The 14278-nt window shown below is 75.0% G+C and carries 13 protein-coding genes and 1 pseudogene; all 14 read left to right on the top strand.

What is annotated here, in order from left to right; all coding sequences use genetic code 11:
• Positions 1-576, top strand: a pseudogene (locus VGI02_RS21625) (primosome assembly protein PriA); the annotation flags it as partial.
• A 73-nt stretch (positions 577-649) separates the two neighbouring features.
• On the top strand, positions 650-1255 hold the full coding sequence (gene def, locus VGI02_RS21630; RefSeq protein WP_331630732.1) for a peptide deformylase: 606 nt from the start codon (positions 650-652) through the stop codon (positions 1253-1255).
• Positions 1252-2190, top strand: coding sequence for a methionyl-tRNA formyltransferase (gene fmt, locus VGI02_RS21635; protein WP_331630735.1), 939 nt, complete (start codon positions 1252-1254; stop codon positions 2188-2190). The genes def and fmt overlap by 4 nt, the downstream gene beginning before the upstream one ends.
• 92 nt (positions 2191-2282) lie before the next feature.
• The gene (locus VGI02_RS21640) at positions 2283-3755 is read left to right on the top strand and encodes an RsmB/NOP family class I SAM-dependent RNA methyltransferase (protein WP_331630737.1); all 1473 of its coding nucleotides are present in this window, start codon (positions 2283-2285) and stop codon (positions 3753-3755) included.
• Positions 3756-3771: 16 nt separating this feature from the next.
• Positions 3772-4485: a ribulose-phosphate 3-epimerase gene (rpe, locus tag VGI02_RS21645; protein ID WP_331630739.1), complete on the top strand. Its 714-nt coding sequence runs from the start codon at positions 3772-3774 to the stop codon at positions 4483-4485.
• Positions 4486-4619: 134 nt separating this feature from the next.
• Positions 4620-5252, top strand: a complete 633-nt coding sequence (locus tag VGI02_RS21650) for a riboflavin synthase (protein WP_331630741.1) — start codon at positions 4620-4622, stop codon at positions 5250-5252.
• Positions 5249-6523, top strand: a complete 1275-nt coding sequence (locus tag VGI02_RS21655) for a bifunctional 3,4-dihydroxy-2-butanone-4-phosphate synthase/GTP cyclohydrolase II (RefSeq protein WP_331630743.1) — start codon at positions 5249-5251, stop codon at positions 6521-6523. The genes VGI02_RS21650 and VGI02_RS21655 overlap by 4 nt, the downstream gene beginning before the upstream one ends.
• Positions 6520-7026 (top strand): 6,7-dimethyl-8-ribityllumazine synthase, encoded by a 507-nt coding sequence (ribH, locus tag VGI02_RS21660; protein WP_331630745.1) that lies wholly within the window; start codon positions 6520-6522, stop codon positions 7024-7026. The genes VGI02_RS21655 and ribH overlap by 4 nt, the downstream gene beginning before the upstream one ends.
• Positions 7023-7529: a PH domain-containing protein gene (locus VGI02_RS21665; protein WP_331630747.1), complete on the top strand. Its 507-nt coding sequence runs from the start codon at positions 7023-7025 to the stop codon at positions 7527-7529. Before ribH ends, VGI02_RS21665 begins: the two co-directional genes overlap by 4 nt.
• A gap of 13 nt (positions 7530-7542) precedes the next feature.
• Entirely contained in the window at positions 7543-8565 is a 1023-nt protein-coding gene (locus tag VGI02_RS21670) for a quinone-dependent dihydroorotate dehydrogenase (protein WP_331630749.1), read from the top strand.
• A 315-nt stretch (positions 8566-8880) separates the two neighbouring features.
• The gene (locus VGI02_RS21675; RefSeq protein WP_331630751.1) at positions 8881-9606 is read left to right on the top strand and encodes an HAD family hydrolase; all 726 of its coding nucleotides are present in this window, start codon (positions 8881-8883) and stop codon (positions 9604-9606) included.
• Between the two features lie 117 nt (positions 9607-9723).
• Complete coding sequence (locus VGI02_RS21680; protein ID WP_331630753.1) at positions 9724-10188, top strand: Rieske (2Fe-2S) protein; 465 nt, start codon at positions 9724-9726, stop codon at positions 10186-10188.
• Between the two features lie 32 nt (positions 10189-10220).
• Positions 10221-13370, top strand: a complete 3150-nt coding sequence (locus tag VGI02_RS21685) for an SNF2-related protein (protein ID WP_331630755.1) — start codon at positions 10221-10223, stop codon at positions 13368-13370.
• Entirely contained in the window at positions 13360-14268 is a 909-nt protein-coding gene (locus VGI02_RS21690; RefSeq protein WP_331630757.1) for an SWIM zinc finger family protein, read from the top strand. The genes VGI02_RS21685 and VGI02_RS21690 overlap by 11 nt, the downstream gene beginning before the upstream one ends.
• Positions 14269-14278 lie beyond the last annotated feature (10 nt).

Here is a 14278-nt window from a genome sequence, read left to right on the forward strand (position 1 = left end):
GCCGAGCCGGTCGCCGACGGCGGGTACGGCGCGGCCCTGCTGCTCGACGGGTCGGCGCTGCTGGCCCGCCCGGAGCTGCGCGCGGCGGAGGAGACGGTGCGACGGTGGTTCGCGGCGGCCTCGCTGGTGCGGCCCGGTCCCGACGGCGGGCGGGTGGTCGTCGTCGCCGAGTCCAGTGTCGCGGCGGTCCAGGCGCTCGTCCGCTGGGATCCCGCGGGGTACGCGGGCGCCGAGCTCGACGCCCGGACCGAGCTCGGCCTGCCGCCCGCGGTCCGGATGGCCGCCCTCGACGGGGACCCGGAGGCGCTGCGCGGACTGCTCGCCGTGCTGCACCTGCCCGAGACCGGGGACGGGGAACCCGACGCCGAGGTCCTGGGCCCCGTCGAGCTGCCCGCGAACACGCGCCTGCCCGGTGGTGACGAGCGCACCGAACGGGCCGAGCGCTGCCTGGTCCGGGTACCGCGCCGTGCCGGGCGGGTGCTCGCGACCGAGCTCGCGGCCGCCGTCGCCACCCGCTCGGCCCGCAAGGAGACCGATCCGGTGCGGGTGCTGCTCGACCCGCAGGATCCGCTCTGAGCCGGATGTCCGAGCGCGATACGTCCCCGGTGGTCGAGTCCCGCTCCGCGTCGTCTCCGTAGACTGGACGACCGTGACCGTCCAGCCCGTCCGCTACTTCGGAGATCCCGTCCTGCGCGAGCGCGCCACCGAGGTGACGACGTTCGACAAGGAACTGCGCACCCTCGTCGCCGACCTGCAGGAGACGATGGTCGAGCAGGGCGGCGCCGGGCTCGCGGCACCGCAGATCGGGGTCGGACTGCGGGCGTTCGTCTTCCGCGCCACCGGTCTCGAGGGAGAGCTGGTGGAAGGTCACATGATCAACCCGGAGTGGACCGTGCTCGACGACACCGAGCAGATCGGGCCGGAGGGTTGCCTGTCCATCCCGGGGTTCCGGTGGGACTGCCGCCGCTACGACCACGTCGTCGCCCGCGGATGGGACCTGCACGGGGAGCCGCAGGAGATCGAGGGCACCTCGATGCTCGCGCGCGCCATCCAGCACGAGACCGACCACCTCGACGGCGTGCTGTTCCTCGACAAGCTCGACGCGGCGACCCGCAAGGAGGCCATGGCGGCCATCCGCCAGGCCGACTGGTTCGACCCCGCCGCCCCGCCGCGCGTGAAGGCCAGCCCCCACGCCCCCGCCGGCGCCGGCGCCGGTCCGGTGAACCCGCTCTTCGGGGGAGTCCGGACGTCATGAGGGTGGTCTTCGCCGGCACCCCCGAGCCCGCCGTCCCCTCGTTGCGCCGGCTGCTGGAGTCCGACGAGCACGAGGTCGTGGCGGTCGTGACCCGCCCCGACGCGCCCGCGGGGCGACGCCGGCGACTCCAGCGATCGCCGGTCGGCGCGCTCGCCGACGAGGCCGGGGTCGAGGTGCTGACGCCGCCGAAGGCCTCCGACCCGGACTTCCTCGACCGGCTGCGCGCGATCGCCCCGGACTGCGCACCCGTCGTCGCCTACGGCAACATATTGCGCCCGGCCGCCCTGGAGATCCCGCTCCACGGCTGGGTGAACCTGCACTTCTCGCTGCTCCCCGCCTGGCGCGGCGCCGCCCCCGTGCAGGCGGCGATCCGCGCGGGCGACGAGCTCACCGGAGCCACCACGTTCCGGCTCGAGGAGGGCATGGACACGGGCCCGGTGTTCGGTGCCGTCACCGAGAAGATCGCCGACGACGACACCGCCGGGGCGCTGCTCGAGCGCCTCGCCGCCTCCGGCGCGGGCCTGCTCGCCGCGACCCTCGACGGGATCGCGGACGGCTCGCTCGTGGCGGTCCCGCAGTCCGCCGAGGGCGTGTCGGTGGCACCGAAGGTCACCGTCGACGATGCCCGGGTCCGGTGGTCGGACCCGCCCCTGGCGATCGACCGGCTGGTCCGCTCGGTCACCCCGGCCCCGGGGGCATGGACCGAGTTCCGCGGACAACGCGTCAAGATCGGACCCGTGAGCACGGAGTCTCCCCCGCCCACCCCGACCGACCTGGCGCCCGGCGAGCTGCGCGTCGAGAAGCGCCGCGTCCTGGTCGGGACCGCGGGTGTCCCCGTCGCGCTCGGTACCGTCCAGCCCGCGGGCAAGCCAGCCATGCCCGCGGTCGACTGGACGCGCGGGGCACAGCCCGCGGCGGGGGAGTCCTTCGCGTGACCGGGGCGAGCGAAGCGACGGGGGACGCATGACCGGGGCGAGCGAAGCGACGGGGGACGCATGACCGGGGCGAGCGAAGCGACGGGGGACGCATGACCGACAGCTCCGTCCCGCCCGGCGGGCACCGTTCCGGGCGCGGCCCCCGCCGCCGCCCGGAGAAGCCGCACCGCTCCGGTCCACCCCGGGGGCGCTCCGGCCCGAGCCGCCCGCCGCAGGGCGATCCCGCGCGGGAGGCCGCGCTGGAGACGCTGCGGGCCGTCCGCGAGGACGACGCGTACGCCAACCTCACGCTCCCGAAGCTGCTGCGCGAGCGCCGGATCTCCGGCCGTGACGCCGCGCTGGCCACCGACCTCGCCTACGGCGCCTGTCGCGCCCAGGGCCTGCTCGACGCCGTGCTCGGGGCCTGCGTAGACCGCCCGCTCGACCGGCTCGACGGCGTGGTGCTCGACGCGCTCCGCCTGGGTGCCCAGCAGCTGCTGCGCACCCGGATCCCGGCCCACGCTGCCGTCGGGGCCACCGTCGAGCTGGTCCGCTCGCGCGCGGGCTCCAAGCCGACGGGCTTCGTCAACGCCGTCCTGCGCCGCGTCGGGGAACGTGACGAGGCCGGGTGGGCCGAGCAGCTCGCGCCCGACGCCGCCGAGGACCCCGTCGGCCACCTCGCGTTCGTCCACGCCCACCCGCGCTGGATCGCCGAGGTCTTCCGCGACGCCCTGGGGCCCGCCGCCGACGCCGAACTCGGCGACGCGCTCGCCGCCGACGACGCCCGCCCCGCGGTCCACCTCGCCGCCCGCCCGGGCGAGATCACGGCCGAGGAGCTCGCCGCGATCACCGGTGGCGACGAGGCCCCCTGGTCGCCGTACGGCGTGCTGCTCACCGAGGGCGGGGACCCCGGCGACCTGGAGGCGATCCGCGAGGGACTGGCCGTCGTGCAGGACGAGGGCAGCCAGCTCGTCGCGCTGGCGGCGGCCCGCGCCGAACTGACCGGCCGGGACGAGTTCTGGCTCGACCTGTGCGCCGGGCCCGGCGGCAAGGCCGTGATGCTGGGGGCGCTCGCCGCCATCCAGGGCGCGACCGTCGACGCCGTCGACCGTGCCCCGCACCGCTCGGCCCTCGTCGAGAAGGCCACCGCCGGTCTGCCGGTGCGCGTGCACACCGGCGACGCCCGCGAGGTCGCCCTGCCCGAGGCGGCGTACGACCGGGTCCTCGTCGACGCCCCCTGCACCGGGCTGGGGGCGCTGCGCCGCCGCCCCGAGGCGCGGTGGCGACGCCGCGCCGAGGACGTCGCCGAGCTCGCCGACCTGCAGCGCAGCCTGCTCGCGCACGGCCTGGAGCGGGTGCGCCCCGGGGGGATCGTCACGTACGCGACGTGCTCCCCGCATCCCGCCGAGACGGTCGACGTGGTCCGTGCGGTGCTGGAGCAGACCGGCGCGGAGCTCCTCGACACCGCGGCGTTCCTGCCCGACATCCCCGCCACCGCCGTCCCCGACGGACCCGGGGTGCAGCTGTGGCCGCACCGCCACGGGACCGACGCCATGTACTGCGCGACCCTGCGCCGGTCCGCCTGACGAGCGGTCAGCCACAATGCCCTGCGTGCCCGCCCCTCTCATCGCGCCCAGCATCCTGTCCGCCGACTTCGCGCACCTGGCTGACGAGGCGGAGGCGGTGAGGCGGCCGGAGGGAAATGGCGCGGACTGGCTGCACGTGGACGTCATGGACGCGCACTTCGTGCCCAACCTGACCCTGGGTCTGCCCGTCGTCGAGAGCCTGCTGAAGGCCACCGACATCCCGATCGACTGCCACCTGATGATCGAGGACCCGGACCGCTGGGCCCCGCCCTACGCCGAGGCGGGGGCCCACAACGTCACCGTCCACGCCGAGGCCGCGCGCGACCCGCGCATGCTCGCGCGGGACCTGCACGCCGCCGGCGCCCTGGCGGGGCTCTCGGTCAAGCCGAACACCCCGCTCGAGGACTGGATCGAGGTCCTGCGCGACTACGACACGCTGCTCGTCATGAGCGTGGAGCCGGGGTTCGGCGGCCAGAGCTTCATGCCCGAGGTGCTCGACAAGGTCCGCACCGCGCGCCGGCTCGTGGACACCGGGCACCTGAAGGTCCTCGTCGAGATCGACGGGGGGATCGGCACGGACACCGTCGAGCAGGCCGCGGAGGCCGGGGTGGACTGCTTCGTCGCCGGCAGCGCGGTCTACGGCGCCGAGGACCCGGGACGCGCGGTGGCCGCGCTGCGCGAGCAGGCCGCCCACGCGTCCCCGCACCGCACGAGCCCTACCCGCAAGTAATCTGAGCTCAGTGGCCGGTTTCACCGCACGCGCCGCCCCGGGCGACGGCACGCGAACGGGTGGCCGAGGATGATGCAGGGATCGCCCGTGGTTGAGCGAGGAAGCTCGCGGGTGCCGGACGACAGGGGAAGTGCGTGTTCACCGGGATCGTGGAAGAGGTCGGCGAGATCGTCGACGTCACGTCGCTGGAGGACTCGGCGCGCCTGCGCATCCGAGGCCCGGTGGTGACCTCCGACGCCGGGCCCGGCGACTCGATCGCGGTCAACGGCGTCTGCCTCACCGTGGTCGACCCCGCTGACGGCACCTTCGGCGTGGACGTCATGGGCGAGACGCTGCGGCGCTCCAGCCTCGCCGGGGCCGCGCCGGGCGCCACGGTCAACCTCGAGCGCGCGCTCGCCGCCGGCGCACGCCTGGGCGGGCACATCGTGCAGGGCCACGTCGACGGGACCGCCACGGTGGCCGCCCTGGAGCCCTCCGAGCACTGGACGGCGATCCGCTTCTCGACGCCCCGCGAGGCGGACGGCGGAGTCGGGCTGGCCCGCTACATCGTGGAGAAGGGCTCGATCGCGGTGGACGGGGTCAGCCTGACCGTCACCGCGGTCGACGACGACGGGTTCTCCGTCGGGCTGATCCCCACGACGCTGGCCGAGACCACCCTGGGATCACGAGAGGTCGGGGCGACGGTGAACCTCGAGGTCGATGTCCTGGCGAAGTACGTCGAGCGCCTTCTCGGCGCGGGTACGGCAGCAGCGGGAGCGGAGGGATGAGGCACGTGGACGGCTTCGAGCACATCGAGCGCGCGATCGACGAGATCGCGCAGGGCAGGGCCGTCGTCGTGGTCGACGACGAGGACCGGGAGAACGAAGGCGACCTGATCTTCGCGGCCGAGAAGGCGACGCCGGAGCTCGTCTCCTTCATGATCCGCTACACCTCGGGCTACATCTGCGTCCCGCTCACCGGCGAGGCCTGCGACCGGCTCGACCTGCCGCCCGCGCACTCGATCAACCAGGACCGCCACGGCACCGCCTACACCGTCTCGGTCGACGCGCGCGAGGGCATCGGCACCGGCATCTCCGGCACCGACCGCGCCCGCACCATCCAGGTGCTCGCCGACACCGGGTCCACCGCGACCGACCTCTCCCGCCCCGGCCACGTCGTCCCGCTGCGGGCGCGCGACGGCGGGGTGCTGCGCCGCCCCGGGCACACCGAGGCCGCGGTGGACCTCGCGCGGCTCGCCGGTCTCGAGCCGGCGGGGGCGATCTGCGAGATCGTCTCGCAGAAGGACGACGGCGAGATGGCGCGCTACGAGGAGCTGGCCGTCTTCGCCGACGAGCACGACCTCGCGATCATCACGATCAAGGACCTCATCGCCTACCGGCGCCGCTCCGAGAAGCAGGTCGCCCAGGTCGCGCACGCGCGCATCCCCACCGACCACGGGGAGTTCACCGCCTACGGCTACGACTCGCTGCTCGACGGCATCGAGCACGTCGCCCTGGTCTACGGGGAGATCGGCGACGGCGACGACGTGCTCGTGCGGGTGCACTCCGAGTGCCTCACCGGAGACGTCCTGCGCTCCCGCCGGTGCGACTGCGGACCGCAGCTCGACGCCGCCATGGCCGCCGTCGCGGCCGAGGGCCGCGGCGTGGTGCTCTACGTGCGCGGGCACGAGGGCCGGGGGATCGGCCTGATCCACAAGCTGCAGGCCTACCAGCTGCAGGACGCCGGGGCCGACACCGTCGACGCGAACCTCGCCCTCGGCATGCCCGCCGACGCCCGCGACTACGGCACCGGCGCGCAGATCCTCGCCGACCTCGGGATCAAGAGCATGCGCCTGCTGACCAACAACCCGGAGAAGCGCGCCGGGCTCGAGGGCTACGGCCTGGAGATCCTCGACCGGGTGGCGTTGCCGGCACGGGCCACCCCGGAGAACCTGCGCTACCTGCGGACCAAGCGCGACCGGATGGGCCACGACCTCGAGGGGCTCGACACCTACGAGGACGGCCTGGTCAACAGCAAGGGCTCGAGGTCGGGCGCATGAGCACCCAGGGACGGCCGGAGATCGAGGCGCCCGACGCCACCGGGCTGCGCCTCGGGATCGCCGCGACCCGCTGGAACGGCGAGATCGTGGACACGATGCTCGAACGGGCGCTGCTCGCCGCCGAGCGTGCCGGCGTGGTCGAGCCGACCGTCGTGCACGTCGCCGGCGCCATGGAGCTCCCCGTCGTCTGCCAGGGGCTCGCGGCGGCCCACGACGCCGTCGTCGGGCTCGGCACCGTCGTCCGCGGCTCGACCCCGCACTTCGACTACGTCTGCGACGCCGTCACCGCGGGTCTGCTGCGCGTGGGCCTCGACGAGCGCACCCCGGTCGGCAACGGCGTGCTCACCGTCGAGAGCCTCGACCAGGCCTGGGCACGCGCCGGGACGCCGGACTCGACCGAGGACAAGGGCTTCGAGGCCGTCGTCGCGGCGCTCGACGCCGCCCTGACCCTCGGCGTGCTGCGCGACGGGAGCCGTCGCAGCCCGGTGGGGTTCGCGCGGTGAGCAGGCCGGAGGAGGCCGCTCCCGGGCCCGTCGTCGTGCCGCCGGAGGACCTCGACCTCGGACCGGTCGAGCTCGAGCTCCGACCGCACCGGATCCGCTGGGTCGCCTGGGTCCTCGCGGTGCTGCTGTTCGCGTTCTTCGCGACGGGCGCGCTGCTGGTCTACGTCCAGTCGGCGGGGTTCAACTTCCGCCCGGCCGACCAGGTCGCGATGGTCGTCCTCGGCCTGATCCTGGCCGGCGGAGCGCTGCTGTTCGCCCGCCCCCGGCTCCGCGCCGGACGGGGCGGCGTGGAGGTGCGGGCCACGATCCTCACCCGCCGGGTCGCCTGGGCCGACGTCGTCGCGGTGAGCTTCCCCGACGGCGCGCAGTTCGCCCGGCTCGACCTCCCCGACGACGAGTACCTCGTGGTCTCCGCGATCCAGGCCGTCGACAAGGAGCACGCGGCGCGGGGGATCGGCCGACTCCGCGACCTGCACGCCCGCTACGGGACGCCCCTGTCGTGACGGGGGAGCTGTCGTGAGCACGGGGCTCTACGGCGCGATGTTCCGGCACGTCGCCGTCCGGGTGCCCGCCGAGCGCACCCACCGCATCGGGCTGCGGGCCCTCCAGGCGGCGACGCCCGTCCTGCCGCACCGCGCGCCCGACCCGTCGCTGGCGGTGTCCGCGATGGGCCTCGACTTCGCCTCGCCGCTGGGGGTCGCCGCCGGCTACGACAAGGACGGCGAGGGGATCCGCGGCCTCGCCCGGCTCGGCTTCGGCGCCGTCGAGATCGGGACCGTCACCGCCCGACCGCAGCCGGGGAACCCGCGCCCGCGGCTCTTCCGGCTGCCCGCCGACCATGCGCTGGTCAACCGGATGGGGTTCAACAACGCCGGGGCGGACGCCGTCGCGTCACGCCTGGCGGCGCTGCGTGCCGACGGGCCGCTCGGCACCGTGCTCGGCGTGAACATCGGGAAGTCGAAGATCGCGACGGGCCCCGACGAGACCCTCGAGGACTACCGCTACTCGGCCCGCACGCTCGGGCCGTACGCGGACTACGTCGTCGTCAACGTCTCCTCCCCGAACACCCCGGGCCTGCGCGACCTGCAGGGCGTCGACGCCCTGGATCCGCTGCTCGCCGCGGTGCGGGGGGAGATCGGGCCGACCCCGTTGCTCGTCAAGATCACCGCGGACCTCGACGACGACGGCGTGGACGCGATCGCCGATCTCGCGGTCGCGTCGGGTCTGGACGGGATCATCGCGACGAACACGACGATCTCCCGAGCGGGCCTGGTGACCCCCGCCGACGTCGTCCAGGCGGCCGGGACCGGAGGCCTGTCGGGCGCGCCGCTGGTGGAGCCGGCGCGGGCGGTCCTGGCGCGGTTGGCCGCGCGGGTCGCGGGTCGGCTCTGCCTGGTGTCGGTGGGCGGGATCGCGGACGCCGCGGAGGCCCGCCGCCGGCTCGAGGCCGGCGCGACGCTGATCCAGGCGTACACCGGGTTCGTCTACGGCGGGCCGGTCTGGCCGGGGCGGGTGAACGCGGACCTCGCCGCGGGGTGATCGGATGCCGCCATCGGCTCAGCCCGTACCGACGCGCCGCGCGCAGGTCCCTCGACGACGGCGGGCTGTTGGCGGCAGGTACGCGCCCGCCACGCGGCCTGACGGGTCCGCGGCGCGCGGCTGGTCGGTCGCGTCACGGGCCGTTCCGGCCGCTCCGCGTCTCGTCGGCGCCGGTGTGTGTGCGGCGCGTCGATCCCCACAACGGCATCGCGGCGGCGCCCGACTGTGTGCGCCGCGCGTCGGTGCGCCCAGGACCGAGGCGGGACGCGACGCTCGCCGCGCTGACCGACCCCCCGCCCGGCACCATGGACGACCGTGACCGCCCCCCAGCTCGCGCCGGCCCGCCGTCCGAAGGTCGTGCTGTTCGACCTCTTCGAGACCTGCCTGCAGCTCGAGGGCCTGCGTCCCCGATTCGTGGCGCTCGGCCGCCCCGGCACCGACCTGGAGCTGTTCTTCGCCCGCCTCCTGCACCAGGGGATGGCCCTCACGCTCGCGGGCGACGCGCCGCCGTTCCGCGCGATCGCCACGGACATGCTCCGTCGTACGAGCGGCCCCGACCTCACCGACGACCAGGTCGCCTCGGTCCTCGACGGGTTCCGCGAGCTGCCGGTCCACGACGACGTCCGGGCCGCGCTGACCCTGCTGCGTGACGCCGGGGTCCCCGCCTACGGGTTCACCCACGGCTCGGCCGCGACGGCCTCGGCCGCCCTGGAGGGCGGGGGAGTGCGGGACCTGTTCGTCGATGTCTTCTCGTCCGAAGAGATCTCCTCGTTCAAGCCCCCGAGGCGGGTGTACGACTTCGCGGTGCAGCGCGTGGCCGGGGAGACCGCAGCGTCGGGGGCCGGCGATGCCGTCGAGGCCGCGCGCACGGCACTGGTGGCGGTGCACTCGTGGGACGTCCACGGGGCGCTGGCGGCCGGCCTGCTCGGTGGGTTCTGCGAGCGGCTCGAGGGCCGGGTCCCCGACGCCGTCCTGCGCCCGCACGTCGTCGGGCCAGGTCTCGACGACGTCGTCGAGGGCCTGCTCGCGCTGCCGGAGTAGCGTCGGTCCCTGGCTCCCCGGGGCCCCGACCCGCGTCATCCCCGCCGAGGACGATCGGGACAGTGCTCGCCACCCACGGGCCACCCACGCCTCGCCAGACCACGGAGGTCCCTCCCCGTGACCAGTGAGACCACCGAGAACGGTGCCGCTCCGGACGACGGCGCGACGGGCCTGACCCGCCGTCGCGCCCTCTGCGGCCTCGTCGTCGCGCTCGCCGCCCCCGGCGTGCTGGCCGCTTGCTCGTCGTCCGGCGAGCCCCCCGGAGGAGGGGGCACCGCCACCACGCCCGCTCCGTCCGGCACGCCCGTCTCATCGATCCCGGTCGGCAGCGGCACCGTCGTCGACGGCCCGAACGGCCCGGTGCTGCTCGTCCAGCCCAGCGCGGGCGTCGTCAAGGCGTACAACGCCTCGTGCCCGCACCAGGGCACGACGGTGGACCCGCCGGAGGGCGGCACGATCACGTGCCCGAACCACGGCAGCCAGTTCGACGCGAGCTCGGGCGCGCTGAAGAAGGGTCCGGCGCTCACCGGGCTGACGCCGATCTCGACGCGGATCGTGAACGGCCAGGTGCAGTTCGCCTGACCGGAGCGAGGACACCGACGGGGGGGTTGACGATGCTCGCGCTGCATGTCGCGTGGTCCCCGGGCCGAGGTGTCTGCCTCTGGGCCGAGGACCCCGCGCGCGGAGAGCGCCGTGCGAGCCGGGCCCGAGGGGCCCGACCCCATCCGTTCGCCGCCGACCACGAGCAGCTGCGCGCCGTCGCGGCGGCGCTCGGGACCACGGGCGCCGAAGGGCAGGCGGTGCTCCACCTGCCCTCGACCGGAGGACCGGACGCCGCCGACCGGACGCCGAGCCCGTCGTCCGCGGTCACCGAGGATGCGGAATCGCGGACGGCCGCGCTCGCCCCCTGGACCGTGCCCGTCCTGGAGCTCGAGGCCGGTGTGCTCCTGCGCTCCGAGCCGCTCCCGGGCGAGGGGCCCGAGTTCGAGGTCCTCCGGGCGCTGGGTCGCTTCGCCGCCGACCTCGTCACCCGCGGCCGTGTGCTCCCGGCCCCCGACCCGCACCACGAGGAGCACGCACTCGGCTGGCGTCCGGTGCTGCAGGGCCGCGACCTCGTCGCGACGGACGCCTTCGCCGCCGCCCTCCCGCCCGCGGTGCGCGCCGAGGCCCTCGACGGCCGACCGGTGCGCGACGGCGCCGGGCCGGAGCCCGCGGACGTCGTCACCGAGGCCCTCTCCGCGCTCGTCGACGCCGAGGCCCGCCACCGCCTCGTCGACGAGGACCCGCCGTCGGACGACCTGCTCGAGGCCGCCGCGACCGGGGGACTCGACGCCGGGCTCGCGCGGTGGGACGTCGTCGGCGCCCCGCACGCCGGCCCGGCCCGCGGGACGTTCCGCCTGACCGAGATCACCGTCGACCGGCTGGGGCACGCGGTCGAGGGCGAGCCCCGCTTCTGGCTGGAGTTCTCGCTGCAGTCGACCCAGGACGCGAGCCTTCGGGTGACCGCCGAGTCGATCTGGCGCGACGCCGGAGCCCTGCGCCGCTGGCTCGACGACCCGAGCGAGGTCCTGCTCGCCGAGCTCGGCCGCGCGGCGAGCCTCTACCCCGAGCTCACCGACGCCCTGCGCGTCCCGCGCCCGACCGGCATGGAGCTCGACCGCGAGGGGACCCACCACTTCCTGCTCGCTGTCGCGGCCGACCTCGACCGCGCCGGGTTCGGGGTGCTCCTGCCGAGCTGGTGGTCCAAGCCCGCCGCCCTGGGCCTCACCGCGAACGCCGAGGGTGGAGCCACTCCCGACGGCGTCGTCGCCGTTCCCGGGCGCCTGCGCCGCGAGGAGCTCGTCGAGTTCTCGTGGCGCCTGGCCGTCGACGGCGAGCCGCTGTCCGACGAGGAGATGCGCAGCCTGGTCCACGCGAAGGCGCCCCTGGTGTTCCTGCGCGGGCAGTGGGTCGCGCTCGACCGGGACCGCCTGCGCGCCGGGCTGGAGTTCCTCGACCGGGCGCCCACATCGTCCACCGTCGGCGACGTCCTAGCCCTCCACGCCACTTACCACGACGATCTCCCGCCCGACTGGGCCGCGCCGCTGCCGGTCGAGGAGATCACCGCCGGGGGAGCGCTCGGGGACCTGCTGACCGGGGCGGCGGAGTCCCACCTCGCGCTGCTCGACGACCCGCCCGCACTCGAGGCCACGCTGCGCCCCTACCAGCGCCGCGGCGTCTCGTGGCTGGCGTTCCTGGCCGGCCTCCGGGTCGGGGGCGTGCTCGCCGACGACATGGGGCTCGGCAAGACCCTGCAGGTCCTGGCCCTGGAGGCGCACGAGCGGTGCCGTGACGACGGGGGATCCGCGCCCGACGACGACCGTCCGAGCCGACCCACGCTGCTCGTCGCGCCCACCTCCGTCGTCGGGACCTGGCAGCGCGAGGCGGCCCGCTTCGTCCCGGACCTGCGGGTCGCCGTGCACCACGGCGCGGGCCGCGCACGGGGTGATCTCGCGACGATGCTCGGCGACGCGGACCTCGTCGTCACCTCCTACGGCACCCTGACCCGCGACGTCTCCGAGCTGTCCCGCCACTCCTGGCACCGCCTCGTGCTCGACGAGGCCCAGCTGGTGAAGAACAACCGCTCCCGGGCCGCCCGCGCCGTGCGCACCATCGACGCCGGCCACCGGCTCGCCCTGACCGGTACCCCGATGGAGAACCGGCTGGCCGAACTGTGGTCGATCATGGATGCGGTCAACCCGGGTCTGCTGGGAACGGTCACCGCGTTCCGCGACCGCTACGCCGTGCCCATCGAGCGCCACGGCCGCTCCGACGTCGCCAAGCGCCTCCAGACCGCCGTCCGCCCGTTCCTCCTCCGGCGCGTGAAGACCGACCCCGCCGTCGTCGACGATCTCCCGGACAAGATCGAGACGATCGAGCGGTGCCTCCTGACCGCGGAGCAGGCGTCGCTGTACCAGGTGGTCGTCGACGAGATGACCGAGACGCTGCACGACCTCGAGACCGCGGGGAAGGCAGGCATCGAGCGGCGCGGGCGGGTGCTGGCCGCGTTGACCAAGCTCAAACAGGTCTGCAACCACCCCGCGCTGCTGCTGCACGACGGGTCGGCCCTGGGCCGCCGCTCGGGGAAGCTCGCCCGGGTGGAGGAGATCGTCGCCGAGATCCTCGCCGCGGGGGAGAAGGCGCTGCTGTTCACCCAGTTCACGGAGTTCGGGGACATGCTCGCGCCGCACCTCGCGGCCCGGTTCGGCGTCGAGGTCCTGTGGCTGCACGGCGGCACGTCACGGCGGGCACGCGACCGCATGGTCGAGGAGTTCCAGTCCGGCGGCCCGGACGGCAGCGGGGGCCCACCGCTCTTCCTGCTCTCGCTCAAGGCCGGCGGCACGGGCCTGACCCTCACCGCCGCCCAGCACGTGATCCACCTCGACCGGTGGTGGAACCCCGCCGTCGAGGACCAGGCCACCGACCGGGCGTTCCGCATCGGCCAGAAGCGCACCGTGGGGGTGCGCAAGCTGGTGTGCGCCGGGACCGTCGAGGAGCGCATCGACGACCTCATCGCGGGCAAGCGGGTCCTGGCCGGCCAGGTGATCGGCGGCTTGGCCCTCGACGGCGACGACCCCGACTGGCTCACCGGGCTGTCCACCGACGAACTGCGCCGTGTCATCGCCCTCGACGACGCCGCGGGCTCCGAGCCCGACGACGAGGAGGACGACACCGACGCGGACACCGAGCCGGTCGACCTGGACGGGGGCCCCGGTGCCGCCTGAACCCCCGCCGCGGAAGAAGCAGCCGTTCCGCGAGAAGTTCCCCGACCCGCGCGACGACGCTCCCTCCGGCGAGCCCAGCCGGACCGACTTCTCCGAGTACGGCCGCCGGATCCCCGTCGAGGGCGGCGTGGCCGCGAAGAGCAGGCGCGGGGCGATCGGGGAGTCCTGGTGGTCGGAGCGATTCCTCGCCGTGCTGGAGAAGCTGGGCGTCGGCGGCCGTCTGACCCGCGGCAAGACCTACGCCCGGGCGGGCCAGGTGATCGACCTCGCGATCGAGCCGGGCGAGATCGTCGCCTCCGTGCAGGGCAGTCGCGACGAGCCCTACCGCGCCCGGATCGGCCTCTCGCCCTTCGCCGACGAGGCGTGGGAGGCCGTCGAGGACGCGTTCGCCCGCGACTCCTGGTTCGCCGCGTCGCTGCTCGGCGGAACGGTGCCCGACGACCTCGAGGACGTGTTCGCCTCCGTCGGCCTCTCGCTGTTCCCGACCGGCATCCGCGAGATGCCCATGGACTGCTCCTGCCCCGACTGGTCGGTGCCGTGCAAGCACCTCGCGGCGGTCGCCTACCTGGTGGCGGAGCGCTTCGACGACGACCCGTTCCTCATCCTGCGCTGGCGCGGCCGGGACCGGACGACGTTGCTCGCCGGGATCCGGTCGCGCCGCGACGATGCGGATCCTGCCGTCGCGCCGCTCGCCACGGTCGTCGACCGGTACTTCGCCGCGGGCGGACCCCTGCCCGAGATGGCGAGGTCGTCGCCGGACCCGGGCCGCTCGGAGGCGCTGCTCGACGAGATGCCGCCCTTCGGGCTGCTCGTCGCCGGTGGGTCCGACGGCGCCGACATCGACGTCCGGGAGGCGTTACGACCCCTCTACCGCAGGTTCGGGACGCAGAACGGGTAGAAACGATGCC

The organism is Actinomycetospora sp. (assembly GCF_036497245.1).
In the GTDB taxonomy this organism is placed as follows: Bacteria; Actinomycetota; Actinomycetes; order Mycobacteriales; family Pseudonocardiaceae; genus Actinomycetospora.

What these genes read in the sequence shown, in the direction of transcription:
- fmt (WP_331630735.1), top strand. Translation starts at nt 1,252, where the DNA reads ATGAGGGTGGTCTTCGCCGGCACCCCCGAGCCCGCCGTCCCCTCGTTG.
- VGI02_RS21640 (WP_331630737.1), top strand. Translation starts at nt 2,283, where the DNA reads ATGACCGACAGCTCCGTCCCGCCCGGCGGGCACCGTTCCGGGCGCGGC.
- rpe (WP_331630739.1), top strand. Translation starts at nt 3,772, where the DNA reads ATGCCCTGCGTGCCCGCCCCTCTCATCGCGCCCAGCATCCTGTCCGCC.
- VGI02_RS21655 (WP_331630743.1), top strand. Translation starts at nt 5,249, where the DNA reads ATGAGGCACGTGGACGGCTTCGAGCACATCGAGCGCGCGATCGACGAG.
- ribH (WP_331630745.1), top strand. Translation starts at nt 6,520, where the DNA reads ATGAGCACCCAGGGACGGCCGGAGATCGAGGCGCCCGACGCCACCGGG.
- VGI02_RS21685 (WP_331630755.1), top strand. Translation starts at nt 10,221, where the DNA reads ATGCTCGCGCTGCATGTCGCGTGGTCCCCGGGCCGAGGTGTCTGCCTC.